At 56.9% G+C, this 26,561-nt stretch carries 29 protein-coding genes; 18 read left to right on the top strand and 11 right to left on the bottom strand.

Translation table 11 applies throughout. The features are described from left to right. Window positions 1–91: 91 nt before the first annotated feature. The 6 genes from PFY00_RS02500 to PFY00_RS02475 all read left to right on the top strand — a co-directional run bounded on the left by PFY00_RS02500 (window position 92) and on the right by PFY00_RS02475 (window position 5,443). Window positions 92–1,027 (top strand): CPBP family intramembrane glutamic endopeptidase, encoded by a 936-nt coding sequence (locus PFY00_RS02500; RefSeq protein ID WP_271430933.1) that lies wholly within the window; start codon window positions 92–94, stop codon window positions 1,025–1,027. Between the two features lie 58 nt (window positions 1,028–1,085). Continuing rightward, on the top strand, window positions 1,086–1,988 hold the full coding sequence (gene accD, locus PFY00_RS02495; RefSeq protein WP_271430932.1) for an acetyl-CoA carboxylase, carboxyltransferase subunit beta: 903 nt from the start codon (window positions 1,086–1,088) through the stop codon (window positions 1,986–1,988). Between the two features lie 5 nt (window positions 1,989–1,993). Continuing rightward, complete coding sequence (locus PFY00_RS02490; protein ID WP_271430931.1) at window positions 1,994–3,268, top strand: bifunctional folylpolyglutamate synthase/dihydrofolate synthase; 1,275 nt, start codon at window positions 1,994–1,996, stop codon at window positions 3,266–3,268. A 131-nt stretch (window positions 3,269–3,399) separates the two neighbouring features. Then, on the top strand, window positions 3,400–3,972 hold the full coding sequence (locus PFY00_RS02485; RefSeq protein ID WP_271430930.1) for a rhodanese-like domain-containing protein: 573 nt from the start codon (window positions 3,400–3,402) through the stop codon (window positions 3,970–3,972). 46 nt (window positions 3,973–4,018) lie between these two features. Continuing rightward, on the top strand, window positions 4,019–4,579 hold the full coding sequence (locus PFY00_RS02480; protein ID WP_271430929.1) for a LysM peptidoglycan-binding domain-containing protein: 561 nt from the start codon (window positions 4,019–4,021) through the stop codon (window positions 4,577–4,579). A gap of 198 nt (window positions 4,580–4,777) precedes the next feature. After that, window positions 4,778–5,443 carry a LysM peptidoglycan-binding domain-containing protein gene (locus PFY00_RS02475; protein ID WP_271430928.1) on the top strand — a complete coding sequence of 222 codons (666 nt, stop codon included), beginning with the start codon at window positions 4,778–4,780 and terminating at the stop codon, window positions 5,441–5,443. Between the two features lie 54 nt (window positions 5,444–5,497). Here the strand turns inward: PFY00_RS02475 and zapE are convergent, their stop codons facing one another. After that, window positions 5,498–6,562 carry a cell division protein ZapE gene (gene zapE, locus PFY00_RS02470; RefSeq protein WP_271431445.1) on the bottom strand — a complete coding sequence of 355 codons (1,065 nt, stop codon included), beginning with the start codon at window positions 6,560–6,562 and terminating at the stop codon, window positions 5,498–5,500. 133 nt (window positions 6,563–6,695) lie between these two features. Between zapE and PFY00_RS02465 the strand changes: the two genes are divergently transcribed. From PFY00_RS02465 to PFY00_RS02450, 4 genes are all read left to right on the top strand, one after another. Continuing rightward, on the top strand, window positions 6,696–7,943 hold the full coding sequence (locus PFY00_RS02465; RefSeq protein ID WP_271430927.1) for an MFS transporter: 1,248 nt from the start codon (window positions 6,696–6,698) through the stop codon (window positions 7,941–7,943). An 84-nt stretch (window positions 7,944–8,027) separates the two neighbouring features. Further along, window positions 8,028–9,269: a hypothetical protein gene (locus tag PFY00_RS02460; protein WP_271430926.1), complete on the top strand. Its 1,242-nt coding sequence runs from the start codon at window positions 8,028–8,030 to the stop codon at window positions 9,267–9,269. Continuing rightward, on the top strand, window positions 9,266–10,624 hold the full coding sequence (locus PFY00_RS02455) for a cytochrome P450 (RefSeq protein WP_271430925.1): 1,359 nt from the start codon (window positions 9,266–9,268) through the stop codon (window positions 10,622–10,624). The genes PFY00_RS02460 and PFY00_RS02455 overlap by 4 nt, the downstream gene beginning before the upstream one ends. A 124-nt stretch (window positions 10,625–10,748) precedes the next feature. Next, complete coding sequence (locus tag PFY00_RS02450) at window positions 10,749–11,645, top strand: fructose bisphosphate aldolase (RefSeq protein ID WP_271430924.1); 897 nt, start codon at window positions 10,749–10,751, stop codon at window positions 11,643–11,645. A 16-nt stretch (window positions 11,646–11,661) separates the two neighbouring features. Here the strand turns inward: PFY00_RS02450 and PFY00_RS02445 are convergent, their stop codons facing one another. The 4 genes from PFY00_RS02445 to PFY00_RS02430 form a co-directional block, all read right to left on the bottom strand. After that, window positions 11,662–12,225 (bottom strand): DUF805 domain-containing protein, encoded by a 564-nt coding sequence (locus tag PFY00_RS02445; RefSeq protein WP_271430923.1) that lies wholly within the window; start codon window positions 12,223–12,225, stop codon window positions 11,662–11,664. A gap of 114 nt (window positions 12,226–12,339) precedes the next feature. Beyond that, complete coding sequence (locus tag PFY00_RS02440; protein WP_271430922.1) at window positions 12,340–13,917, bottom strand: gamma-glutamyltransferase family protein; 1,578 nt, start codon at window positions 13,915–13,917, stop codon at window positions 12,340–12,342. A 420-nt stretch (window positions 13,918–14,337) separates the two neighbouring features. Next, window positions 14,338–14,793, bottom strand: a complete 456-nt coding sequence (locus PFY00_RS02435; protein WP_271430921.1) for an ATP-binding protein — start codon at window positions 14,791–14,793, stop codon at window positions 14,338–14,340. Between the two features lie 44 nt (window positions 14,794–14,837). Next, on the bottom strand, window positions 14,838–15,164 hold the full coding sequence (locus PFY00_RS02430) for an STAS domain-containing protein (protein WP_271430920.1): 327 nt from the start codon (window positions 15,162–15,164) through the stop codon (window positions 14,838–14,840). A 99-nt stretch (window positions 15,165–15,263) separates the two neighbouring features. Here PFY00_RS02430 and PFY00_RS02425 point away from each other — a divergent pair, with 99 nt between their 5' ends. Further along, on the top strand, window positions 15,264–16,436 hold the full coding sequence (locus tag PFY00_RS02425) for a thiolase family protein (RefSeq protein ID WP_271430919.1): 1,173 nt from the start codon (window positions 15,264–15,266) through the stop codon (window positions 16,434–16,436). Window positions 16,437–16,462: 26 nt separating this feature from the next. Beyond that, window positions 16,463–16,915, top strand: coding sequence for a GAF domain-containing protein (locus tag PFY00_RS02420; RefSeq protein WP_271430918.1), 453 nt, complete (start codon window positions 16,463–16,465; stop codon window positions 16,913–16,915). Here the strand turns inward: PFY00_RS02420 and mbfA are convergent. Beyond that, a complete protein-coding gene (gene mbfA, locus PFY00_RS02415) occupies window positions 16,912–17,886 on the bottom strand; it encodes an iron exporter MbfA (protein WP_271430917.1) in 975 nt (324 codons plus the stop codon). The genes PFY00_RS02420 and mbfA overlap by 4 nt on opposite strands. A gap of 374 nt (window positions 17,887–18,260) precedes the next feature. Between mbfA and PFY00_RS02410 the strand changes: the two genes are divergently transcribed. From PFY00_RS02410 to PFY00_RS02385, 6 genes are read left to right on the top strand one after another with little or no spacing between them, the layout of a single operon-like run. Then, window positions 18,261–18,875, top strand: coding sequence for a TetR/AcrR family transcriptional regulator (locus tag PFY00_RS02410; RefSeq protein WP_271430916.1), 615 nt, complete (start codon window positions 18,261–18,263; stop codon window positions 18,873–18,875). 24 nt (window positions 18,876–18,899) lie between these two features. Next, window positions 18,900–19,730 carry an S-formylglutathione hydrolase gene (fghA, locus tag PFY00_RS02405; RefSeq protein WP_271430915.1) on the top strand — a complete coding sequence of 277 codons (831 nt, stop codon included), beginning with the start codon at window positions 18,900–18,902 and terminating at the stop codon, window positions 19,728–19,730. Next, window positions 19,727–20,188: a YaiI/YqxD family protein gene (locus PFY00_RS02400; protein WP_271430914.1), complete on the top strand. Its 462-nt coding sequence runs from the start codon at window positions 19,727–19,729 to the stop codon at window positions 20,186–20,188. The genes fghA and PFY00_RS02400 overlap by 4 nt, the downstream gene beginning before the upstream one ends. Next, window positions 20,185–20,805 (top strand): HAD family hydrolase, encoded by a 621-nt coding sequence (locus PFY00_RS02395; protein ID WP_271430913.1) that lies wholly within the window; start codon window positions 20,185–20,187, stop codon window positions 20,803–20,805. The genes PFY00_RS02400 and PFY00_RS02395 overlap by 4 nt, the downstream gene beginning before the upstream one ends. Then, window positions 20,802–21,767, top strand: coding sequence for an alpha/beta fold hydrolase (locus PFY00_RS02390; protein WP_271430912.1), 966 nt, complete (start codon window positions 20,802–20,804; stop codon window positions 21,765–21,767). The genes PFY00_RS02395 and PFY00_RS02390 overlap by 4 nt, the downstream gene beginning before the upstream one ends. Window positions 21,768–21,823: 56 nt before the next feature. After that, complete coding sequence (locus PFY00_RS02385; protein WP_271430911.1) at window positions 21,824–22,756, top strand: AEC family transporter; 933 nt, start codon at window positions 21,824–21,826, stop codon at window positions 22,754–22,756. Here the strand turns inward: PFY00_RS02385 and PFY00_RS02380 are convergent. The 5 genes from PFY00_RS02380 to PFY00_RS02360 form a co-directional block, all read right to left on the bottom strand. Then, complete coding sequence (locus PFY00_RS02380) at window positions 22,740–23,567, bottom strand: cobalamin B12-binding domain-containing protein (protein ID WP_271430910.1); 828 nt, start codon at window positions 23,565–23,567, stop codon at window positions 22,740–22,742. The genes PFY00_RS02385 and PFY00_RS02380 overlap by 17 nt on opposite strands. A gap of 125 nt (window positions 23,568–23,692) precedes the next feature. Beyond that, window positions 23,693–24,175 carry a GNAT family N-acetyltransferase gene (locus PFY00_RS02375; protein WP_271430909.1) on the bottom strand — a complete coding sequence of 161 codons (483 nt, stop codon included), beginning with the start codon at window positions 24,173–24,175 and terminating at the stop codon, window positions 23,693–23,695. 78 nt (window positions 24,176–24,253) lie between these two features. Next, window positions 24,254–25,366, bottom strand: coding sequence for an S-(hydroxymethyl)glutathione dehydrogenase/class III alcohol dehydrogenase (locus PFY00_RS02370; RefSeq protein WP_271430908.1), 1,113 nt, complete (start codon window positions 25,364–25,366; stop codon window positions 24,254–24,256). A gap of 77 nt (window positions 25,367–25,443) precedes the next feature. Beyond that, the gene (locus PFY00_RS02365) at window positions 25,444–25,785 is read right to left on the bottom strand and encodes a carboxymuconolactone decarboxylase family protein (RefSeq protein ID WP_271430907.1); all 342 of its coding nucleotides are present in this window, start codon (window positions 25,783–25,785) and stop codon (window positions 25,444–25,446) included. A gap of 11 nt (window positions 25,786–25,796) precedes the next feature. Further along, on the bottom strand, window positions 25,797–26,546 hold the full coding sequence (locus PFY00_RS02360) for an amino acid ABC transporter permease (protein WP_271430906.1): 750 nt from the start codon (window positions 26,544–26,546) through the stop codon (window positions 25,797–25,799). Window positions 26,547–26,561 lie beyond the last annotated feature (15 nt).

The raw sequence follows: 26,561 nt of genomic DNA, 5'->3' as shown, positions 1-26,561 counted from the left end.
CTCCTCCCATGAAATTCGTTGCCCCCGGAATAACGAAGGGGTGCCGTAGCAGCAAGCACCAAGGGCCTTATTTGACATGCCCTGAACGAAGTTGAGACAACGGGACCAGCAAACCACAGGCAAAGACATTGAATTGATGCAGTACCCCGGCTTTGAAAAGATGGTCGAACCCGCTCGACCCAAGGCCGAGCTTTGGCGGTTGATCGCTGGACTGGGCATTGTCGCAGCGGTCTATCTTGGTCTGACCCGCGCCTTTTTCTCAATACTGCAAATGCTGATCCAGCCCGATACTTTTTGGTCGTTCGCAGCTGATGTCGAAACCGGGAAAACAGCGCTGGGGCTTCTGGTTCTTTTGCTCTTGATGGGAGCGATGGGACTGGGCGCGCTGGTCGCGGCCGAACTCGTTCATCAGCGAAGACCCTTTGGGCTTTTCGGAGCGCGCGACCTGTTCTGGCGTCAGTTCGGCCGGGTGATCTTGGCGCTGTCCGTTTTGTTTTTCGCAATCGCGATTTTGCCGCCTTGGCCAATGTCCCGCGATATGAACCCCGGCCTGCCCGCGGGTGTCTGGATCAGTCTGTTACCCCTGACGCTCTGCGCAATCTTGATACAGTCCGGCAGCGAAGAGCTGCTGTTTCGCGGATATCTCCAAAGCCAGTTGGCCGCGCGATTTGCACATCCGCTGATTTGGCTGACACTGCCTTCGGCGCTGTTCGCGCTGGGGCACTATGCACCGGCGGTATACGGCAGCAACGCGATCCTCGTGGCGATCTGGGCATTCGTGTTTGGGTTGGCGACTGCGGATCTGACCATGCGCGCCGGGACACTGGGACCAGCGATCGCCTTGCACCTTGTAAACAACACGCTCGCCATTGCGGTTATATCCCTCCAAGGCGACCTGTCCGGCCTCGCCCTGTACCATTTGCCTTTCGGCCCGGAAAACGAAGCCGCTGTCCGGGCATTGCTTCCTCTTGATCTGGTAGCCATCGGATTGGCATGGCTAGCCGCCCGGGTCGCAATCCGCGCATGATTGCATTTCCGTTGCGTCGGGCTTAAGTCTGCGCCGTCACAACAGGTGCAGGCTGACCATGAACTGGATCTCAAACTACGTCCGACCCCGGATCAACTCTATTTTTTCGCGCCGTGAAACGCCCGAAAACCTTTGGTCGAAATGCGATGGCTGCGGCACGATGCTCTTCCACCGTGAGATCAGCGACAACCTGAACGTCTGCACAAACTGCGGCCATCACATGCACATCACCCCACGCGACCGGTTTTATGCGCTGTTTGACGGTGGTGTGTTCAACGAAATTGCCGTGCCTGAACCGATTACCGATCCTTTGCAGTTCCGCGATCAAAAGCGGTACCCGGATCGAATGAAAGCCGCGCAGAAATCAACCGGTGAAAAAGAATCCATGCTGGTTGCCGCGGGTGAAATCGGGCGTACACCCATTATCGCTGCCGCGCAGGATTTCAGCTTTATGGGTGGCTCCATGGGCATGTATGTCGGGAACGCTATCATCGCCGCCGCCGAAGAAGCCGTAAAGCTGGGCCGGCCTTTGGTCCTGTTTTCAGCCGCCGGTGGCGCCCGGATGCAAGAGGGCATTCTGAGCCTGATGCAAATGCCGCGCACAACAGTCGCCGTGCAAATGCTGAAAGAAGCCGGATTGCCCTATATCGTTGTGCTGACTCATCCGACGACCGGTGGTGTGACGGCTTCTTATGCGATGCTTGGCGATGTCCAGATTGCCGAACCTAATGCGCTGATCTGCTTTGCCGGTCCTCGCGTGATCGAACAGACCATTCGCGAAAAACTGCCCGAAGGCTTCCAAAGGGCCGAGTATCTTCTGGAACACGGGATGCTGGATCGGGTTACTGATCGTCGCGAAATGCGCAAAGAGCTCATCATGCTGACCCGGATGCTCATGCAGATGCCCCCACCGACATGGGGGGATCTTCCTGCGCCGGGCAATGAAACACCTGCGAAATAAAAGCGATGAGCACGCCAAGTTCGGACATCATCCTCGAACGGATGATGGCGCTGCACCCAAAGGTCATGGATCTTGTTCTAGACAGGGTCTGGCGTCTGTTGGATGCGTTGGGCAACCCACAGAATGATTTGCCCCCAGTCATCCATATCGCAGGCACAAACGGCAAGGGCAGCACGCAGGCGATGATCCGCGCCGGGTTGGAGGCCGCAGGCCACAAGGTTCATGCCTATACCTCACCGCATCTGGCGCGGTTCCACGAACGCATCCGGCTTGCAGGCGAGTTCATCGCCGAGGACCATCTGACTGCGATCCTCGATGAATGCTATGCCGCCAACGGTGGCGAGCCGATCACATATTTTGAGATCACGACAGTGGCGGCCATTCTTGCGATGGCCAGAACCCCTGCTGACTACACACTGCTGGAAGTCGGTCTTGGCGGGCGTCTGGACGCAACCAACGTGGTCGAAAAACCGGTTCTTACGATCATCACGCCTGTTTCGATGGATCACGAACAGTTTCTGGGCAACACCCTGACTGCAATCGCAGGGGAAAAGGCCGGCATCATCAAACGTGGTGTGCCCTGTATCGTGTCTCCGCAGGCCGAAGAGGGGCTTGAGGTTATCGAGCAGCGCGCCATTGCACTTTCGGCGCCGCTTTTGGCCTATGGTCAGCAATGGCACGTTTGGGAAGAACGCGGTCGTCTGGTCTATCAGGACGAAACAGGCCTGCTTGATCTGCCTTTGCCAAATTTGGCGGGCGCGCACCAATATCAAAACGCAGGGGCAGCCTGCGCGGCGCTGCGCGCACTGAACCTGAACGAAGAAGCCTGCGAGGCAGCGGTCACAAACGCCTTTTGGCCAGCGCGAATGCAGCGCTTGCGGAAAGGGCCGCTGGTTGAAGCCGCCCCTCAGGCCGAGCTTTGGCTGGACGGGGGGCACAACCCGGCGGCTGGCAAAGCGCTCGCGGCTCACATCGCCAAGCTTCCGGAACGACCGACACACCTGATCTGCGGCATGCTCAACACCAAGGACGCGCGCGGCTTTCTTGCCCCGCTGGCCGAGGTGGCCACTTCTCTGACTGCCGTTTCAATCCCCGGTGAGGCCAACACGCTACCCGCAGAAGACACGGCACGGATGGCCGCTGACTGCGGATTTGCGGCGCAAACTGCCCCGAATGTGCGCGAAGCACTGGTTGAAATCGCCTGCGCGACACCGGATGCGCGGGTCCTGATTTGTGGCTCTTTGTACCTGGCCGGAGCAATTCTGCGCGAAAACGGCTGATTTTCCCAGTAATTCCGGGGGTATTCCCGATTGTGCCTACCCCCGAGATATTGACTGATTCGCCTCAAGTGCCCTATATTTTGGAAAAACGATAAGAGCGACGGCGAACCAAAGCCGATTGAGGATGAGCAATGTTTCAAGGTCTTACCCTGACCGGACTGGCCGCAATATGTGCTGCCGCGCCTGCCTTTGCGCAGGATACGCGCATCACACGCGACATGGCCCGTTTTGAAACCACCCTGAACGGACGCGCCCTGACGATCGAGCGCAACGGACCGGCTTGTCCGTCAAAATGCCTTCAGCCGATGCAAGCCGCTTCCGGTATCGCAACGATTGGTGAGCTCGAGGTTCTCGATTTTCTCGACAGCTTTGCGTCGCGCGGTCGTGGCCTGTTGGTCGATGCGCGTTTGCCTGAAGGCTTTGCCGCCGGAACAATCCCCGGTGCCGTGAACGTTCCCTTTGCGACAGTCCAGCCGGACAACCCGTATCGCGACGATCTCCTGAATGCGCTTGGAGTGCAGGGAAATGACTTTTCGAACGCCTTCTCTCTGGTCTTCTTTGCCGGAGGCGCAGATGCCGACGAAGCGCCACGCGCATTGCGTAGCCTTTTGGATGCAGGCTATCCGGCCGAAAAACTGTCGTACTACCGAGGAGGCCTGCAAAGCTGGCTTGCTCTGGGTTTGACGACCGTGGTGGGACAATGAGCGCAATGCAGGTGGTTTTTAAAAGGGTACAGCAGTCATGATCAGAATGTTTCTTTTGGCAGCTGGGTTCATGGTCATAACGATAGGCCTGCTCATATTTCAGCCCGGCAGCAACCGGGCGCCTGATCCGGTATTCCCCGAACCCGTGACACGCGCAGAACCAGCAATCACGCCGGCACCACGCTTGGTTGAACCAGAGCCTGCTGAACAGGCCACCGTCCCCAAAAGGGCGCCAATTCAGCAAACCGTCACCGCCGGTGACATGGATGATCAATCCCTGCGGAAAATGACCTGGGGGACGCTATCGAGCCTCAATCAGGCGACAGGCCGCGAAAGCGCGCCGGGTGAGCCGGGCAGTCTGCTGCATACAATCGTTCGCCGGTCTCTGGATGACGGTCAGACAAAGCCTGCGGAGCAAGAGCGCAAGGCCGCCGTCGACGGCCCGCAACTTTACGTTGTTCAGGTTGGAGACAGTCTGGTTTCGATCGCCGAAGAGATTTACGGCGACGTCAACATGACCGGGCCGTTGTTCGTTGCAAACCAATCGTTTTTGTCGCGTCCTGACGATTTGCGTGCTGGCCAGACTCTGATCCTGCCTACCCAATAAGCTTCAACCTATTGTAGTCTAACGCTTTCCTGTTCATAGGGCTTGACAGCCCTACTATATGTTGACGTGTGCGAATCACTTGACGTATAAAATCCCTGTTCATGCAGCTGATTGCCACAAGGCTGCGGAACATGGGGGACTGACAATGACGTTTTGCTGCCTTGCGCGCCGCAACCAGATTGCACACCATCGCATCCCATGGGGGACGCACCCATGATGCGTCTGGCGTTGTTTGCCGTATGTTTCACGGCCGCGACGGCAAGTCTTGTCTACACCTTCGTGATTGCCCCCAGCGCGCCGCAACCGGACATCAACGAGGTAAGCCGCGCGAACCCTGACTTCCTCACTTTGCAACCTGCCTTGGCACCCGTCACTCCCGCCGAGCCTCAGATTGTTGCAGCCCAGAGCGTGCCACGCGACCCAACGCGGCCCGTGGCCCGCCCTGCGGGCTTGACCGAACCAATGCAGGCCGCAACGCCTATTGCACCCGCAGCCGAGGTTGAAACCGCGACCATCGCACCAGAGCTGAACAAACCAGCGCAAGACGATGTCATGAAGGCCCTGCACCAGATGAGCTTGGGCATTGTCAGCGAGTTGCAAAAACCCGGACCGCGCGATGACACTCAGAAATCCGCGCCTTTGGCAGCGCTCGCGCAGCCAGCAGAGCCTGCCGCACCTGCGCCCGTCGCGGCGGCAAGTCAACTCTACACCGTTCAGCAAGGCGAGAGCCTCGCTGGGATCTCATATCGTTTCTACGGAAATACCGTTGGCTATCTGACCATTCTTCAAGCCAACACAGATTTACTCAGCAGTCCGGCGGATGTGCGCGCAGGCATGGTGCTGACCATTCCAGAAACACCCTAATTTGGCAGAGACCAATACCGAGCAGCCTTGGGGGTCCTTCGGGACCCCTTTTTTTCAGCTATCGGCCATGCCCCATTCCACGCCCTGCATTTCACGCAGCCGGCTTGCGGTTCGCTCAAACTCGAAACTGCCCGTTCCTTCGACATAGAGCATTTCCGGTTGAGCCGCCGCCGATGCAATCAGTTTGACCCGTGCCTCGTAGAGCGCGTCGATCAGGGTCACAAAGCGTTTCGCTTCGTTAAAATTCTGACGGCTAAGGCGGGGAATGTCCTCAACGATCAAAATGCGAACGCATTCAGCCAGTTTCAGGTAATCTGCCGGGCCCAGTGCCCGCCCACACAGATCAAAAAAACTGGCCCGCGCTGCAGCATTATGAAACCGCGGTAGTTCAACCTCCCGGCCTTTGACATGCAGGACCAATGGTTCTTCCTGACCATGGGTCAGCTCATTCCAAAGTACATCGATTTGGCTGCGCGCTTCTGCATTGGCGGGCGTGAAATAGACCTGCGATCCAGCCAGCCGATCCTGCCGATGATCCCGGTCCGAGGCCAGTTCCCGAACTTCCATGCGGTCTTTGAGCAAATCAATGAACGGCAGGAACAGCTGTCGGTTCAAACCGTCCTTGTACAAATCATCCGGCACCCGATTTGAAGTCGTCACGACAACGCATCCAGCGTCAAACAACTGCTCGAACAAGCGCCCGACAATCATGGCATCCGTGATGTCGGTGATCTGCATTTCGTCAAAGGCCAACACACGCACGGCATCGCTGACTGCCTTGGCGACAGGCTTGATAGGATCCTCTACACCATCACTTCGGAGACGATGCATTTCGGCATGAATTTCCTGCATGAAAGCATGGAAATGTACCCGCCGGGCGGGCACGTTCAGGGTATCGACAAACAAATCCATCAGCATGGATTTGCCGCGTCCAACACCGCCCCATAGATACAACCCTTTTGGCGGTTCCGGCGCCTTGCGGAAAAATCCCCGTTTCGCCGGTTCGGCAACGGCGGCGCGGATACGTTCAAGAGACGGCAAAGCGCTTTGCTGAGCGGGATCTGCCTTCAGGCGCCCCTGCTCGACACGTTGGTTATATAGCTGTTCCACCGTTTGCATGTCTTCCGATACCTTGCGGCCCCGAATTTGTGTAGTCGGTTTTGGTTCATTTTCGGTGATGCCAACCACCACATCTTGGAAATTGACCGCCGCGCTCAATAGCGTACCTTGCGCGAAATTCGAAAGGACTGCCATGGACCGGCCCAGCCCTCTTGTGACCCCAGTATTGATAGTCGGATGCTTGATCATTCTGACATCTTTCGCTGTGCGCGCCAGTTTTGGCGTGTTTCAAATCCCGATCGCCGATGAATTTGGATGGCTGCGCAGCGAATTCAGTCTGGCCATCGCGATCCAGAATTTGGCCTGGGGGATCGGGCAGCCGCTTTTTGGCGCCTTGGCCGAAAAAATCGGGGATCGGAAAGCGATCGTCATGGGCGCTCTTGTTTACGCGGCCGGTCTGGTGCTTTCGAGCTATGCAACGACGCCATTTGCAATGCAGCAATTGGAATGGTTGGTCGGATTCGGGATCGCAGGAACCGGATTTGGCGTCATTCTTGCCGTCGTCGGTCGGGCATCCAGCGATGAAAACAGATCAATGTCACTGGCCATCGTGACAGCTGCCGGCAGTGCCGGGCAAGTGGTTGGCGCACCGCTGGCGGAATGGCTACTCGGGATGATGGCATGGCAGGGTGTGTTTGTTGTCTTTGCCTGTTTGATCCTCGGTATGTTGCTGATGTTGCCCTTCATGCGATCGCCAACGCGGCCCGCCACCAAGGCCGAATTACAACAAAGCATGGGAAGCATTCTGACCAAGGCGATGCGTGACCCGTCCTTTGGCATGATCTTTCTGGGCTTTTTTTCCTGCGGCTATCAATTGGCATTCATCACGGCCCATTTCCCCGCTTTTGTGACTGAACTGTGCGGGCCGATTGCGCCAGGCGGCACGCTGCACGGGATCGGCATAACCACCACCTCAGCGCTTGGGGCCGTGGCGATTTCCCTGATCGGACTGTTCAACATTCTGGGCACGCTCAGCGCGGGATGGCTGGGCAAGCGGTATAGCAAGAAATACCTGTTGAGCGCCGTTTACACCGGCCGCACGATTGCTGCTGCGGTGTTCATCCTTATGCCAATCACCCCAACCTCAGTGCTGGTCTTTTCGTCCGTTATGGGCGCGCTGTGGCTTGCGACCGTTCCGTTGACCTCTGGTCTGATCGCGCACCTTTATGGATTGCGTTACATGGGCACTCTCTATGGCATCGTCTTTTTCAGCCATCAGCTTGGCGGATTCCTTGGCGTTTGGCTGGGCGGACGGATGTACGACACCTACGGCGACTACACGTTGGTCTGGTGGATCGGCGTAGGCGTGGGCGCGTTCAGCGCATTGATCCATCTGCCCATCCGGGAAAACCCCGCTCCGCCCGCGACAGCTGCGGCATAGGTGCAACGGTTTCCAGCTTCTGCCATTGGCCTTACTCTTGCCGGATTGTGACGCTATCATGACCGCAAACAAGGCTGGAAAACCATGGCCGAAGAGCGGAAAAATATACAGGACGTTTCGCGCCGACGGGTGTTCTACATCCCCGGCTACGATCCCATTCACCCCAGACGCTATCGCGAATTGTATCGCAAGGAATCTGCGGCTCAGGCCGAAATATCCGGCTATGATGTTTCGCTTGCACCCAAGACGTCCAAGGGTCTCTATGGCTGGCGTATCGAAAGCGAAATCGATCACGCAAAGACACAGGCCGAAGTTGAGGTCTTGGTCTGGTCAGACATTGTGCGCGACTCGATGTCGAACTCCATTCTTGCGACCTACGGACAACTGATCCGAACCGCTTGGGAATACATCGCCACTGGCGCGCTGTTTCGACTGATGCGTTTGCGCAAGGGGCCGGTTATTGCGGCGCTGTACCCAATTGGAATGTTGCTCGTGCAATTGCTGATCGCGATTGCCATCGGCGCTGCAGTCCTCGCCGGTCTCAAGCTGGCCTTGATCCCGTTGGCCGGATTGTTCGGGCATGGATTGGCCGGGGTTTGCGGAATCATCGTCGCCGGACTGGTCTTGCGATGGTTCAAAATCAAAGACAGCAAGTTCTTTGCCTATTACCTGATGCATGACTATGCCTATTCGGCGCGGTATCGCGGTGCAAATCCCCCCGAGCTCGAGGCCCGCATGGCGGAATTCACCGAAATCATTGCAAAAGCCCTGCAGGACGATGTCGACGAAGTGCTGGTTGTCGGGCACAGCTCCGGCGCGCATTTGGCGGTTTCAATCCTGTCTGATCTCATCCGGCAAGGCCGCATTCCGGAAACTGGACCCCGGCTTGCATTCCTGTCTCTCGGGCAAGTGGTGCCAATGGTTTCTTTCCTACGGGATGCCCATCGTCTGCGCGCTGATCTGAACTATCTGGCGGCACGCGATGAACTGACATGGGTCGACGTCACCGCGCCGGGCGATGGCTGTGCTTTTGCGCTATGCGATCCTGTGTCCGTGTCCGGAGTGGCCCCGGAGAACAAGCGTTGGCCGCTGGTGTTTTCAGCCCAGTTCACAAAATCGCTGTCTCCGGAGCGATGGAAAGAACTACGCTGGCGCTTTTTCAGACTGCATTTCCAGTATTTGTGCGCCTTCGATCGCCCTCTGGACTATGATTATTTCCAAATCACCGCCGGTCCTCTCAGCCTTGCTAAACGCTATGCAGATCGACCCCCATCAGCCAGCCGCATCGACAAGGCCGTGTCCAAATTCACGAGTCTCGCGGCATGATCCCTCCCAAACCGGCCAGCCGATCAGAAAAAGTATCGCTGCTTAAATACGCCCGACTGTTTCGATCCGACATCCTGTCGGCACAACCGGCAAGGCTGTACCGCGCGTGGATGGCCGAATTCAAAACACCCTTCTTTCGATCCTATTTGGTTAATCAGCCGGAATTGGTGAAAACCGTTCTGAAAGACAGGCCCATGGATTTCCCCAAATCCGGCCGGATCAGCGAAGGCCTGAGGCCATTGTTGGGAGACTCCGTTTTCCTGACCAACGGTGCCCAGTGGCAACGGCAAAGGCGGATCATTGATCCTGCATTCGAGGGTGGTCGCATCCGAGAAACCTGGGGCGCCATGTGGGAAGCCGCCCAATCCGCGGGATCCAGACTAGAGCCCAAGGCCGGTGAATGGGTCGAGGTGGAAGAAGTTGCAAGCCATGCCGCCGCAGATGTAATTTTCCGGACGCTCTTTTCGATTCCGATCGAGGACGAAATCGCGACCGAAGTGTTCCATGAATTCCGCGCCTATCAGCGCAGCCAGCCCATCTTGAACATTGCGGCTTTCATTCCTTTGCCCCGCTGGATCCCACGGTTTTTCCGCAAGGACACCCGCGCAGCGGCGACGCGGATACGCGGGTTGATCAAGCAACTGACAGAAAGGCGAATGGCAGAGATCGAAGCCGGGACAGCGCCGGACGATCTGGCGACAAAGATCATGACAACCCGTGATCCTGAAACGGGTGAAACCTTTTCCACCGACGAGATGGTCGATCAGGTTGCGATCTTCTTCCTGGCCGGTCATGAAACGTCTGCCTCGGCGCTTGGCTGGTCACTGTATCTGATGGCAACGCACCCCCAGTGGCAGACCAAGGTAGCCCAAGAAGCGCAGGCCTTGAAAACTGGTGCGTTTTCCGAACTTTCAAAGCTGCGCGTCAGCCGTGATGTCTTTCGCGAAGCGTTGCGGCTCTATCCACCTGTACCGATGATGGTTCGGGAAACCACATGCCCTGAACACTTCCGCGATCGCGACATTCCCAAATCCAGCCAGATCGTGTTGAGCCCTTGGCATTTGCACCGCCACGAACGCCTGTGGGACAATCCCGATGGGTTCGATCCTGCGCGTTGGCAAACCGAAAATGGCAAACAATGCATGCGCGATGCCTATATGCCATTTTCAGCCGGGCCAAGGGTTTGTACAGGGGCCGCTTTTGCCATGGCCGAAGGAACACTGCTGCTATCGTTGTTGCTGCGCGACCTGAGCTTTGAGGCAGACGCGGAACGTGTTCCCGTGCCCGAAGCCCACCTGACCGTTCGCGCAAAGGACGGCATTTGGCTGCGGATAAACAAGCGGAACGGATCCTAGCCAACCGGGTAGACGCGTGGGGCAAAGGCAGGTTTAGCGATAACAACGCGTTAGCCCTCTATATTGAGCCAAAGTTTCGCGCTATGAGCAGCGCAACGGTTGATTTCAAGAACATGAGGGCACCATGACGGATGCATTTTCCAAGCAAGTTGAGCAGATCAAGACAGGCAACGGCTTTATCGCCGCATTGGACCAGTCGGGCGGCTCAACGCCCAAAGCACTGCGGCTCTACGGTGTTGAAGAAGATCAGTACGACGGCGAAGAAGCCATGTTCGGCGAAATCCACGCGATGCGCGCCCGCATCATCAAAGCACCGGATTTCACCAATGCGAAAGTCATTGGTGCGATCCTCTTTGAACGCACCATGCGCGGCGATATCGATGGCAAGCCCGTTGCGCAGCTGCTCTGGGAAGATCGCGGCATTGTTCCATTCCTGAAAATCGACAAGGGTCTGGAAGACAAGGCAAACGGGGCACAGATGCTAAAGCCAATGCCGGGTCTCCAAGCCTTGCTGGAAGAGGCAAAAGGCTTTGGTGTGTTTGGAACGAAGGAACGGTCGGTCATCCACGAGGCCAATGCCAAAGGTGTCGCTGATGTCATCGCCCAACAGTTTGATGTGGCCAAAACGGTCTGTAACGCAGGTCTTGTGCCGATCATTGAGCCTGAGGTGGATATCCACTCGGAAACGAAAGCCGAAGCCGAAGCCATGCTCAAGGCCGAGTGCCTCAAGCATCTGGATGCATTGGATGACAATCAAGATGTGATGCTGAAGCTGACCATCCCAACGAACGACGGGCTGTATGACGATCTCGCCGATCACCCCCGCGTTCTGCGTGTCGTGGCTCTGTCCGGCGGCTATTCCACTGCCGAGGCCTGCGAACGGCTGGCCCGCCAGCCAAAGATGATTGCGTCGTTCAGCCGCGCGCTGACAGAAGGCCTGTCCAAACAGCAGTCCGATTCAGAGTTCAACGACGCCCTCGGCAGCAACATCAACAAGATCTGTTCGGCGTCTGTGGCTTAAATGGACAGCGGCGCGCCTAGGCACTGGCTTGGCGCGCCCCAAGCACTTGCGTGCGATAATATTCTGAAATCTGCTCCCGCTGTGCGGCCACTTCTTCGGGGGTCGGCTCGCGCGAGGCCTTGAGCAAGGTGACGTATCCCATCATTGGATCGCTCTTGGTTTTCCCGGATGCGGTCTTTTGCTTGGGCCGCAACCCCGATGGGCTGCGCATTGGGCCCCATTTGTTGTCTTGGTCTTCGCTCTTGGCGCACAGAATTGCCGTCAGCCAAGGCAGCCCAATTCCCGGCACCAGCGCTACCAAAATCCAAAACGAAGACCGGCCCGTATCGTGCAACCGACGGGCCAAAAGGGAGGTTGCCGGAATGATCGTCAACAAGATCGCCCATGGTGTGAAATACGCCAAAGGATTGATGGAAACCGTTTGCGCCATGCCCGCCGCGATGACGTCCGCTATCAGACACGCGAAGAACAGAACAAACCGTATGAAATAGACCCACCAGTACTCTGCCCGGGTGGCGCGTCCGGTAAAGTTGAAAGCGTTGAACATGAAGTTTTCGAACGACGCGATGGGTCCAAACATTTTTGCTGCTCCGGTTTCTTGACTGCACTCAGCCTGAACCGGGTCCGCGGCTAAATTTGGGCAAGATGGCGGAACACCCGGGGCATTTTCTGCCCAAGGTTGTGTCGCTCTGTTCTAGTAACCGACCGCGCAGCCATCTTTTCTAGGGTCAGAGGCACCCTCAAGCACACCATTTTTATGGATCAGGATTGCCTGTGCCCCCCCAATCGGAACATCAGGCGTTTCAATATCATGCCCCATGTCCGCAAGCTGCGCCCGAACACTGTCCCCATAGCCACGTTCCAGCTGCAATTTACCATTCTCGGCAAAGCTGCGTGGCGCGTCCAATGCGGCCTGAGGGTCCATCCCGAAATCGAGCATATTCGTTACAACGCGTGCGTGTCCGTTGGGCTGATACTGACCACCCATCACACCAAACGGCATTGTGACCCGACCTTGGTCGCGCAGCATCGCAGGAATGATTGTATGCATGGGACGTTTGCCGCCCTTCAGCTCGTTTGGATGCCCTTCGGCCAAAGAGAACCCGGCACCGCGGTTCTGGAACAGGATTCCAAATTTCTCGGAGGCTATACCCGAACCAAACCCGTGAAAAATGGAGTAGATCAACGAGACCGACATCCGGTCACGATCAACAACCGTAATGTAAATAGTATCCTTGTGAACCGCCTCGGAAATCGCCGCCGGTGATACCATTGCCTTGCTGGGATTGATCAACGCGGCAAGCGCGCTGGCCGTCTCCATGCTGGTCATGTGATCCAGTCGGTCCATCGTGGCAGGGTCAGACAAAAAGCGGTTTCTTGCGTCATAGGCCAGCTTGGCGGCCTCAGCTTCGATATGGGCACGTTCAGCGCCAAAGGGATCCATATTCGCGATGTCAAAGTGCGAAAGAATGTTCAGCAAAAGAATGGCAACCACACCCTGGCCATTGGGCGGATGCTCAAGCAGTTCCTGGCCTTTGTATGTCCCGCCAAGCGGATCAGCGATCGTACACTGCGTTGCGGCAAAATCTTCGGCCGTATGCGCCCCACCCAAAGCATTCAAAGTGGCGAGCATATCGTCCGCGATCTCACCTTCGTAGAATGCGTTCCTTCCATCTTTGGCCACGCGACGCAGAACTTCGGCCTGGCCCGGCAACCGGAAAACGTCGCCGTATTGCGGTATCGCGCCGTTGTTCAGGAAATGGGTTTTGCCATGGCCCGACAACACAGGGGCGCAGCCCTGCCAATCCCATGCGACACGCGCAGACACCGGTACGCCTTCGTCCATATAGCGTATTGCCGGCGCCAGACTGTCTGCGATTCCAAGGCGCCCCCACTTTTCCGACATTGTGCAAAACGCATCCATTGCACCCGGCACGGTCACGGCATGGGCTGATTGCAAAGGTACGGTTTGGTGACCTTCGCCGCGCAGAACCGCTGCGTCGGCCGTGGCTGCTGACCGGCCAGATCCGTTCACCGCGACAACCTGATCGGTGCCAGCCGGTGAAATCAGCGCAAAACAATCGCCCCCAATGCCAGTCATTTGCGGCTCGGCAAGCCCGAGGATGACGGCGCCCGCGATCGCCGCGTCCATGGCATTGCCGCCGGATTTCAGAACATCAACGGCCGCACCTGCTGCAAGTGGATGAGACGTTGCACAGATGCCATTCATGGCCATGACAGCCGAACGGCCCGGTTTGTGGAAATCGCGCATAAAAAGCCTCCCTTGCAAGGCGGACAATAGACCTGCGCGCACCCGCGTCAATCTGTGAGGCCATTGATTTTCGGAGGGAACCTCGGCACCGCGCACTGGGTGGGGGCTGTTTATGCGCGGTGCCGAGTGAAGCTTTATGCAGCTACACGATTATCTCTGACGTCAAATGGCGGCTTAATTTGGGAAACCCAAAGGCGTTATTGCGACATTTTCCTCAATGGGTCAGTCGTGTTGCGCGCTTGTCTATATGGGGGAATGGTCCTCGGTGCCGCGCACTGGGTGGGGGCTGTTGCGACGCGACACCGAGGGAAGCTTTATGCAGCTACACCTGATGGATGGCGTCAGATTCGGGCCGGAATGTGTTTGGTTGCGGGCGATTCAAAGGTCTTTGGAAATCAGGCCGAAACATTGGTGGCTTTGCTAGTCAATTTTTACAGAAAAGAGCAGCTTATTGGTGCTGTCCTGGCGTTTGTATTCCAGCTGTTCTGTAAGTGCCTTTATCAAATGCCAGCCAAAACCGCCTTCTGGCTGATCTTCAGCCGTTTCGCCAATTTCGGGTGCCGCGCCCTCCGGCAAGGTCAGATTGGGCATCGGCAGGCCCCAATCTGTCATCTCAGCGGTCAAAAGCACAGGTGAGAATACCAATTTGAGAGCGACCGGATGACCGGCATGCTCCATATAGGCATGCTCAACCACGTTGTTGATGGCTTCGGCCAGTACGATTTCCCAGGTATCGCTGGAACCGGCCCGATGGTTTGCGGCCTGCAGTTCATTTCGCAAATCGCAGAGCAACACACTGACCGCAGTTGAGGTGCTGTCAATTCTGCGTTCAAAACGCAAAGCGCCAGGTGGATCGTTTTGATCCCATTTGTTCATGCGCCGCACACTCCGACATCTGGTCTTCGATGAAATAATGGGCCCTAGGTGCATGCGTCTTCGACCGACGCATGCAGCGTGAAGATCCGGTCCATGCGGGTCATGCGAAACACCTTGTCAACCGCGGGCAACAACCCCGCCAGCTCCAGCACTCGGCCCTCTGGCATGGCTTTCATCGATGCAACGATGGCCCCAAGTCCGCTTGAGTCGATAAATTCAACTTCGCTTAGGTCCAGCACAACGGGTCCGGTCCCTTCTGCAACTGCGGTTCGCATTGCATCCTTGAACTGAACGGCAACGGCCGCATCAATCCGCTGTGCTTCAACTTTAATGATATCGCGCAGTTCGATCTGCCGTTGAGTCAGCTGCATCTTTGCCTCATGATCTGCATTCTGAGACATAGGTACCGCTCAATTCTTACCAATCTGTGAGCGCCTGCAGATAAGCAACACAAACCAAGGAGCTATGGCATGAAAGACGTCGTAATCATGGGGGCTGCACGGACGCCGATGGGTGGGTTCCAGGGTGTTTTTAACGATGTTTCTGCCGCCGCGCTTGGAGGGACGGCAATCCGCGCCGCTTTGGAGCAAGCTGGAAAACCAGCGATTGATGAATTGCTGATGGGCTGTGTATTGCCAGCCGGCCAAGGGCAAGCGCCAGCAAGGCAGGCCGGGTTTGCAGCAGGGCTGGGCGAAGAAGTTCCAGCCACGACACTGAACAAGATGTGCGGGTCCGGAATGAAATCTGCGATGATGGCTTATGACCGGTTGGCGCTTGGCGATGCCGACTACATCGTGGCTGGCGGGATGGAGTCCATGAGCGGCGCCCCTTACATGCTGCCCAAGATGCGCGACGGTGCCCGCATCGGTCATGCAGAAGTGAAGGATCATATGTTTCTCGACGGGCTGGAGGACGCCTACGACAAGGGTCGACTGATGGGAACCTTTGCCGAAGACTGCGCCGAAGCCTTTCAATTTACCCGCGAAGCGCAGGATCAATATGCGCTGGGATCCTTGTCCAACGCGCTGGAGGCTGAACGAACCGGAGCATTTGAAGGCGAAATCACGCCGGTGACACTGCACACGCGCACTGGCGAAGAAGTCATCACCGGCGATGAACAGCCCGGTCGCGCACGCCCCGACAAGATTCCTATGCTGAAGCCAGCTTTTCGTAAGGATGGAACCGTCACAGCGGCCAATTCATCGTCAATCTCGGACGGCGCCGCGGCGCTTGTGCTGGGAACACTCGAGGCCGCCGAAGCATCGGGCGTTGCACCGCGCGCACGTATTCTGGGACATGCCAGCCACGCCCATGCCCCAGCCGATTTCCCGACAGCACCCGTACCAGCAGCCCGCAAATTGCTGGACCGCATCGGTTGGAAGATTTCCGATGTAGATCTTTGGGAAGTGAACGAGGCCTTTGCCGTCGTGCCCATGGCCTTCATGCAAGAAATGGGCCTGCGCCGCGATATCGTGAACGTGAATGGCGGCGCGTGCGCCTTGGGGCACCCAATCGGCGCGTCAGGCGCGAGGATCATTGTGACGCTGTTGAATGCACTTGAGAAACGCAAACTTAAGCGCGGGATTGCTGCGATTTGCATTGGCGGTGGCGAAGGCACTGCCATCGCGATCGAGCGTCTCTGACGACTTATTCAGACAGCGGAACGAATATGCCAGACTACAACACCCTCGCTCAGACCATTGAGGCCCTCACCGAAGGCGAGAGCGATGCAGTCGCTCTTATGGCGACAGTGACATGTGAATTGCATCACTCAGACGACCGGTTTGATTGGACCGGTTTCTATCGCGTGACGGAACCCGAGGTTCTGAAGATCGGGCCTTATCAGGGCGGGCACGGGTGTCTGGTGATCCCCTTTGCCCGCGGTGTCTGCGGGGCCTGCGCGCGAACAGAAAAGGCCCAACTGGTCGCAGATGTGGACGCCTTCCCCGGACATATCGCCTGTGCATCCAGCACCCGGTCTGAATTGGTTCTGCCTGTCTGGAACGGACAGGGTCAGCTGATCGCCGTTCTGGACATAGACAGCGATCAGCCCAATGCCTTTACCCAGGAAGACGCGGATGCATTGCAAGCGATCCTGAACCGGGTCTTTGCAACGGTCTAACCGCTCCCGATCAAGACACCCGCCGCAAAGACCAAAGCACCGCCCAAAACGACCTGAAACGCCGCTCGGAAGAATGGGGTTTCCATGTACTTGTTCTGAATCCACGCAATGGCCCAAAGCTCGACGAACACGACGATGATCGCCGTGATTGTGGCCGTCCAAAAGTCAGGGATCAGGTAGGGCAAGGCATGTCCCAAACCACCAACAGTCGTCATGATGCCCGAGGCGAAGCCCCGTTTTATCGGTGATCCACGACCGGACAATTGCCCGTCGTCAGAGGCCGCTTCGGTAAAGCCCATTGAGATACCGGCACCGACAGATGCAGCCAGGCCAACCAAGAACGTGGTCCAGGTATCCTGTGTGGCAAAGGCCGTTGCGAAAATCGGGGCGAGGGTCGAAACCGATCCGTCCATCAAACCGGCCAGTCCCGGCTGGACCCATGTCAAAATGAACTTTCGCTTGGCGCTGGCATCTTCTGCCTCAAGCGCATCGTCATCCAAATACTTTTTCTCAAGCTGTTCTGCGCTGTGCTGATGCCCTGCTTCGGCGGCAGCCAGATCACCTAGCAACTTGCGAGTCTCTGCATCTTTGGTGCGCTTTGCTGCTTCGAGATAAAAGCTTTCGGCGTCACTTTCCATGGCGGACGCTTCTTCCCGTATGCGTTCCAACGTCATGTTTTCCATGAGCCAGACCGGGCGGCGCGCATAGTAACCCGCCACGTGTTCACGACGGATCAAAGGAATTACATCGCCAAATCTCTTGCGATGCAAAGCGATCAAAGCTTTGCGGTGCGTGTCCTCTTCAGCCGCCATCCCTTCGAAGACCTTGGCTGTATCCGGATAGTCCGACCTCAGTTTTTCAGCGTAGGTTCTGTAAATTCTCGCGTCGTCCTCTTCGGACGAAATGGCAAGCGCGAGCACCTCTTGTTCAGAAAGGTCTCGGAAATGCCGGCGCTGAGTTAAAAAGCGCATAGTAGCCTCATATTTTAGAATGGTTCTAATCTAACACGATCGCCGAACATCGCAACCCAAACAGCTAAACTATTCAGTTCAGATTTTTCCTTGCAAACTAAACCAATCAGTTTAGATATCTAAACAGATCAGTTCAGAAAGGATTCGAAATGCGATCTTTCATTTTTGCCGCTGTCATCGCCCTGCCTGTCACTGCCAGTGCCGGCGTTCCCCCAATGACGTTGCCAGACATGACCTTTCCTGGGCCAAACCCAGATATCTCCACCCAAGGCTGTACAACTGACCAAAGGGCAGGTGACTGCAAACCCAACGAGTGATCCTTGCCGCAAGTGAACCGATCGGTTTATAGTCGAGCGTCTGGAAATGAGGATGCGATGACAACGCAAACTGCGGTTCGCAAAGGGCGGAAATTCGATCAGGTGCTGGACGGCGCGCGGGAGGTATTCCTGCGCGACGGTTTCGAAGGCGCCAGCGTCGATGACATCGCAAAACAGGCTGAAGTCTCCAAGGCGACCCTCTATAGCTACTTTCCGGACAAACGTTTGCTGTTCATGGAAGTGGCCAAGGCGCAGTGCCAGCATCAGGCGGACGAGGCCTTGACGACGCTGGATATGTCCCGCCCTCCAAATATTGTCCTGCGTCAGGTCGGCCACAAGTTTCTCGGCTTCATCCTGTCTGACATAGGCCAGCGTATCTTTCGGATCTGCGTCGCTGAATCCGATCGATTTCCCGAACTTGGGCGCGAGTTTTATCAAAGCGGACCCATGACAATGCGCTCGGCTCTTGTCGGGTATCTGGAAATTGCCCAATCCCGTGGCGAAGTGATCATTGACGACATGGATCTTGCCGCGGACCAGTTCGCCGAGCTGTGCAAAGCCGATCTGTGGCCCAAACTGATTTTCGGGGTGCGCGACACGTTCCCGGAACAAGAAATTGCGCGCATTGTGGATGGCGCCTGCGATACCTTCATGGCACGGTACGGCGCATAACCGTTCCCTGCCTCGGAGAGATCCATGCAAACCGTTTCAGAAAACCGTGCCTTTGGTGGAACCCAAGGTGTCTACACCCATACCTCGGCCGTGTGCGGATGCGACATGACTTTTGGACTGTTTCTTCCGGCCGAAGCCAAGGACGGCCCAGTCCCGGTTTTGTGGTATTTGTCCGGGCTGACCTGCACACATGAAAACGCCATGGTCAAAGCAGGGGCGCAGGCATGGGCTGCGGACGCGGGCATCGCCTTGGTTTTCCCGGACACCTCACCGCGTGGTGACGATGTGGCCGATGACGACGCCTACGACCTTGGCAAAGGCGCAGGGTTCTACGTGAACGCAACACAAGCGCCATGGGGTTCTCACTTCAAGATGTGGGACTACATCGCCGAAGAGTTGCCAGCCCTGTTGGGGGAACAGTTTGCCATCGATCTCGACCGACAGGGCATTACGGGCCATTCCATGGGCGGTCACGGCGCTCTGACGCTGGCAATGGGGCTACCGGGCCGGTTCCGGTCCGTGTCGGCATTTGCTCCGATCGCCAACCCAACGGCCAGCGACTGGGGCCGCAAGCAACTGTCGGCCTACCTGGGTGACGACGAAAGCGTCTGGGCCAAACACGATGCGACCCTTCAGATGCAGGCTACCGGCTTTGACGGACCAGTTCTGATCGATCAGGGTAGCGAAGATCAATTCCTTGAACTCCTCAAACCAGAATGCCTTGCTGAGGCGATGATGGCTCGCAGACAAGAGGGCAGCTTCCGCATGCAACGGGGCTATGACCACAGCTATTTCTTTGTTTCGACCTTCATCCCCGAACACATCGATTTCCATGCCGAGGCACTGTATTCGTGACGACCCTTTTTATCGATGCAGATGCCTGCCCGGTTAAACAAGAGGCCGAGCGCGTCGCAACCCGGCACAAGGTTGCAATGAAACTGGTGGCCAACGGCGGGCTGCGCCCGTCGCAAAATCCACTGGTCGAAGTCGTGATGGTCCCCGAGGGCCCTGACGTCGCCGATATGTGGATCGCAGACCGGGCATCCTCTGGCGACGTAGTCGTCACATCAGACATGCCCCTTGCCGCCAAATGCGTCGAAGCCGGCGCACGGGTGCTTCGCCATGACGGTTCGGAATTGAACAAGGCAAATATCGGTCAACAGCTGGCAATGCGGGACCTGATGGCAGACCTGCGCGCCGCCGATCCTTTTCGGCAGGGGGGCGGCAAAAGCTTTTCCAAGGCCGATCGATCCCGGTTTCTGGATGCCCTCGAACGCACGCTACGAGCCGCAACGCGTGAGGCAAAGACATGAAGCCGGAAGCCGTGATTTTCGATGTGGGCAACGTTCTGATCGAATGGCAGCCCGAACGCTTTTTCGATTCACAAATCGGCGAAGACAGGCGGCGCGCCATGTTTGCCGAGGTGGATCTGCACGGTATGAATGATCTGGTGGATCGTGGTCACGATTTTAAAACCACGATCTATGATTGGGCCGAAAAATATCCTGAATGGCGCGCCGAAATTCGCATGTGGCACGACAAGTGGCTGGAGATGGCCAGACCCGCAATCCCGCATTCCGTGCGATTGCTCAGGGCTCTGCGAAACAAGGGCGTGCCGGTCTTTGCTCTGACCAATTTCGGGATTGGAACCTGGGCGATTGCAACGCCGGTCTATGACTTCCTCAATGAATTCGACCATGCCTATGTTTCGGGACATATGAGTGTGATCAAGCCAGACGCAACGATATACGAGATGGTCGAGGATGATTGCGGGATCGACCCCGCTGCCCTTTTGTTTACAGACGACAGAATCGACAACATCACAGCGGCCTTGGCCCGTGGTTGGCAGGTCCACCAGTTCAATGGCCCCCAAGGCTGGGCAAACTGCCTCGTCTCAAAAGGGGTACTAACCAATCAAGAGGCCCAATGACCGGGCTCGAAGCATTTGGTTGGGGCACCGCGTTGATCGCTGGCGCGTTGCCGAGTGCATTTGAACTGTTTCGCCAGACCATGTCTGGCCGCAAACAAAGACAAGCGCCCGGCCGCTTTGCCGCTTTGAGCCAAGGCAAGACACATTACGACTGGATCGGGCCAAAATCAGGGCCCGTCGCGGTTTGTGTCCACGGGCTCACAACGCCCAGTTTCGTATATCTTGGACTGGCACGGCATCTCGTCCAGCAGGGCTTCAGGGTCTTGATATACGACCTTTACGGTCGTGGCTGGTCTGACAGGCCCCGCGGCGTTCAGAACCCGGACTTCTTCTGCCAGCAATTGCACGAACTGTTGGCCCACGAAGAAATCGAAAGCGACATAACGCTGATCGGGTATTCCATGGGCGGTGCCATCGCAGCCACATTTGCCGCCCAACACGACCACCGGCTGCGCCGTCTGATCCTATTGGCCCCTGCCGGAATGGGGCACAATCTTGGTCGTCTGTTGCATTGGGCAACCGAATGGCCATTCCTGGGGGACTGGGCCTTTCATCTTGGCTTCCCAAGGGTGCACCGGCGATCTTCGGAAGCAGACAGGGACCAGCCAAGCACGGTGGAGAACATCACCGATCTGCAACTGGCCGAACTGAAGTACAAAGGCTACGTTCGATCCGTTTTGGCGTCGTTGCGAGGCACATTGCGCCGCCCGCTTGAGCGAACGCATCGTGAATTGGCACGATCCCAATTGCCAATCACCGCAATCTGGGGCGAAGCCGATACGGTTATTCCACTAAGCGCGATGGGAACGCTGGCCCAATGGAACCGCGATGTCCGGCATCACGTGATTGAAGGGGCTGGCCACGGACTGGCCTACAGCCATACAGCCGCCGTCGCCGAGGCCATACAAGAGACTTGGGGAGGCCCTGTCGCCCATGCGCACCCACCAATCGAAAACCGTTAGCGCTGCCTGTCGGTATGAGCAATTGACGATGGGGCACGCCGTGCTACCACAGACGTATGCTTGAAGTGTTTCTGAAAACGCTGCCCTTTTTTGGGTTGATCGGGCTCGGCTATGGTGCCGGGCGCACCGGGTTTTTCACGGCCGAAGCAACGGCATGGCTGACCAAATTCGTCTTCTACTTTGCCTTGTCAGCCATGCTGTTCCGGTTTTCCGCCAATCTCAGCTTTTCCGAAATTTTCGACACACGGATTGCGGCTGCCTATCTGTGGGGAACGGCATTTACCTACGGCATCGCCATGGCTGTCGCCTTTCTGAGAAAGCTGGACACAGCGACCGCCGCCATCGAAGCGCAATGCGCCGCAATCGGGAACACAGGATTTTTGGGTGTGCCGATGCTCGCGCTTTTGCTGGGGCAGGCGGCTGTTGGACCGATCATTCTGGTACTGGCAATCGATCTGATCGTCTTTTCTTCGCTTCTGGTCATCCTTGTCACCGGATCGCGGGGCGAAGGTGGCGGCGCACAAGTGGCCCGAACCGTGGGCGTGGGTTTGCTCAAAAACCCAATGATCGTGTCGATCATGGCTGGTCTCATCGTTTCGGCCAGCGGCCTTTCGATTCCGAATGTGCTCAATGAATTCCTGACCACACTCGGCAATGCGGCCACCCCCGGCGCCTTGTTCGCCATCGGCGCGTCATTGGCCTCCAAATCCGCGGAACGCATCGAGGTCGCCGCGTGGCTCAGCTTCTGCAAACTGATCCTGCACCCACTCTTTGTGGCGCTAGGGGCCTTTTTTCTGTTTTCTGCGGACCCCTACAAAGCCGCGGTTGTCATATCGGCCGCCGCACTGCCTGTTGCCGGAAACGTATTCATCCTCGCGCAGCACTATGGCGTGGCCCCGCAACGCGTATCGGCGTCGATCCTCGTATCCACAATGGTAAGTATCATCACGGTCAGCGCCGTTATCGCCGTGGTTACGAATAGCCCATAATCTCAGGCAGCTGTTCGTGCATGTGCTCAAGCTGACCCTTGCAGCGTTCCATTTCCCAAGCGGCTCCGTCAGCGCCCACCCGGATCGCAATATCTGGTTCCAGCTTGGCGATATAACCCCCCACGAAAATAAGGATCTTCGGCGAAATCAATCGCAGTTCCACTACAACACGGGCAAGGGCCCGGACGCGATCCAGACTCGATGCCGAAAGCCCCACGATGGCATAGCCACCACGCTGGACCAGATCGCTCAACTCGGCTTCGGACTTGTCGAGTTTCAGGTCGATCTCCCAACCGTCTTCGCGGAACAGATCGGCCGCCATCGTAACCCCAAGCACATGCATCTCACCGGGAACTGTCGCAAAAAGTGCGCTGCGCGTCCCCCGTGGATCAAAAGGCGGCGCGAGATCGCGAAGGTCTTTAAGAAGATGAAGTATGCGGCCTGCGGCGACGGCCATACCGTGATAGGATAGGCGGTCCTCGTCCCACAACTCTCCTAGCCTGCGTGCTGCTTCGCCAATGTGGTAAAGACAAAGTTCTTCATGGGAGGCCCCGCGTTCATGAGCATCCATGATGATGACCTTGGCGGCACCCGGATCGATTCCGGTCAGCGCATCACACAGTGCGTCGATATCACAGGCAACACTGGGACTGAGCGCGGCACGACGCGAGGCTGCCTCTTGCGCCCATCGTGCCAGACGCAAGATGACTTCCTGAGCCAAAACCATCAGGGCCGCCTCTGGCAACCCACTTGGTGCCTGCCCGTGGGCATCGCTATCGATGGCCCGCACGGGGATAGGCATATCGATCATGTCGTACCCTTTGGGCTATGGCTGCGCAGCCCATGGCTACACAGCAAGAACCCCTCGCAGGATAAAAATGCGTTGCTCTCGGCTATCCGTCAATAAGACCTTAGGCCCCCATGAACCCGTCCAGTTCAAAGTGCCTTGTACATCACCAACGCATCTACGAACCCTGCAGTCGGATGCTGAAACGCGCCGGGCAATCGGCCCACGATCTCGAACCCGGCCTTTTGCCAGATATCCACCGCGCGTGTGTTCGTGCTGACCACGAAGTTATACTGCATAGCCCGAAACCCAAGCCTTGGGGCCACTTCCAGAGAATGCGTCAGCATGGCCCGGGCCACGCCACGTCCGCGTGCCTTGGCCGCGGTGACGTAACCGCAGTTGCACACATGACTGCCGCCGCCTTTTTGATTGCGAACGATATAGTAGGTGCCAAGCAGCACGTCGTCCTCTTCTGCAACAAAGACAGCGCGCTCTGGCCCGGTCCAATAAGCCAACGCATCAGCAGGCAGAATATCCGGATCGATGGCATAGGTGTCGCCAGCGCGGAAGACCGGCATGAGAATGTCCGTGACGGCATCAGCGTCTCGGGGTTCGTAGGGGCGAATGTGCATCGTCTTATCCTCGACATGCAAACGGCGCCGCGGGCGCGGCGCCGTCAGATCGGCGTGCCACTCATGGCAACCGGGTGATCAATAGACCACCACAGATCGGATGGATTTGCCCTGATGCATCAGGTCAAAGCCCTTGTTGATATCATCAAGGCTGAGCGTATGGGTAATCATCGGATCAATCTCGATTTTTCCATCCATGTACCAATCAACAATCTGCGGCACGTCCGTCCGGCCTCGTGCTCCGCCAAAGGCCGTGCCGCGCCAGACGCGCCCTGTGACCAATTGGAACGGGCGTGTCGAGATTTCGGCACCCGCAGGAGCAACACCGATGATGATCGATTCACCCCAGCCTTTGTGCGCCGATTCAAGCGCAGCGCGCATGACGTTTACGTTGCCAGTCGCATCGAACGTGTAATCCGCGCCACCACCGGTCAGTTCAACCAGATGACCCACAAGATCGCCGTCGACATCGTTCGGGTTCACAAAATCCGTCATACCGAATTTTTCGGCCATCGGCTTTTTGTCATTGTTCAGGTCGACGCCAACAATCTGATCCGCACCGGCCAAACGAAGACCCTGAATCACATTGAGACCAATACCGCCCAAACCGAACACAATCGCACGGCTGCCGATTTCAACTTTGGCCGTATAGATCACCGCGCCGATGCCTGTGGTGACCCCGCAGCCGATATAGCAAACTTTGTCAAACGGAGCATCGGGACGGATCTTGGCCAGTGAAATCTCGGGCAGGACGGTATGGTTCGAAAAAGTCGAACAGCCCATGTAGTGCAGGATCGGCGTGCCATCGAGCATCGAGAACCGCGATGTTCCGTCTGGCATCACACCCTGCCCCTGCGTGGCGCGGACTTTTTGACAAAGGTTGGTTTTGGGATGCAGACAGTATTCGCATTCACGACATTCAGCCGTGTACAGCGGAATGACGTGGTCACCAGGTTTCAGGCTGGTCACACCGGGGCCAACTTCGAGAACCACGCCGGCGCCCTCATGACCCAGAATGGCCGGGAAGAGCCCTTCGGGGTCTGCACCGGACAAGGTGAATTCGTCGGTGTGGCAAATGCCCGTTGCCTTGATTTCAACCAGAACCTCACCCGCTTTGGGGCCTTCGAGGTTCACTTCCATAACTTCAAGTGGCTTGCCTGCTTCCAGGGCTACGGCTGCGCGCGTTCGCATTGAATATCCTCCCGTTCAATTGCTCCAAGACTGCGCGATTGCGCGGCTTGTCGCAATGCTTGTGTGCGATTCCCGGGCTATCCGGCGGCAGAAAATTCATCGTAGGCTTCGAGCGCTTTGGCTCCAAAGGCAATCGATGGCCCACCACCCATATATCCGATCATCTCAAGCGCTTCGCAGAACTCTTCGCGGCTCGTGCCAAGGCGCACCAGCGATTTGACGTGGAAAGCGATACAGCTGTCGCAGCGGGTGGAAATTGCGATACCCAGCGCGATCAGTTCTTTGGTTTTTTCGTCAAGCGCACCGCTCTTTTTCGCGGCTTTGGACATGGTCCCGAAACCCTCGAACATTTGCGGTGTCTGCTTTTGCAGAGTCCCGATCCGGCCATTCGTTTCATTCAGAAAATCTGTCCAGCTCATGTCTTGCTTCCTTATTTGCTTTCGTCTGCGCCCATCTTGCGTTCCAGCCAGCGCACGAAAAAGCTGATGATCAGAACCAGAACAAGATATTCAAAGATTAGCAGCGTGTAGATTTCCAACGGACGATATTCCGTCACCACCAGTTCGTTGGCGCGGCGTGTCAATTCCTGCATGCCAATCACAGATGCAAAGGCGCTCATCTTCACGATGTAGATGAACTGGTTTGCCAAAGGCGGCAGAATACGCCGGATGGCCTGAGGCAGGATGACATACCGCATAGTCTGGCGATAATTCAGCCCGATGGTCTTAGCCGCTTCATGCTGTCCCTTCGCGATGGACTGAATGCCCGATCGATAGATTTCAGCGGTAAAGGCACTGTCAGAGATGGCAAGCGTGATGATTGCCCCCCAGAAGGCGTCAATGCTGACGCTAATCCCCATGGATTTGAGCACAACAGGCAAACCGTAGAAGACCCAGAATAGCATCGGCAAAAGCGGGATCGCGCGAACGAATTCGATATAGATCCGCGATGGCATGCGCACCCAACGGTTCGATGACATCCCGGGCAGTGCGACCACCAGACCAATTGTCATGGACAGCGCAGCTGCAATGACGGACAGCAGAATTGTCGCGCCAAACCCATTGAGCAGGAAACGAATGTTGTTCATTCCTTGCTCGGTCGATGGGTTGATGACGTACCACCCCCAGTTTCCGGTGCTTCCGCAGCCCGCCAAAACCAGACAAGCCGCAATCAGTATCATGGATACAGGTCTCAT

This window comes from Thalassococcus lentus (assembly GCF_028023555.1).
In the GTDB taxonomy this organism is placed as follows: domain Bacteria; phylum Pseudomonadota; class Alphaproteobacteria; order Rhodobacterales; family Rhodobacteraceae; genus Thalassococcus_A; species Thalassococcus_A lentus.
The sequence above is the reverse complement of the archived record's forward strand: the minus strand, read 5'-3'. Positions and strand labels throughout refer to the sequence as shown.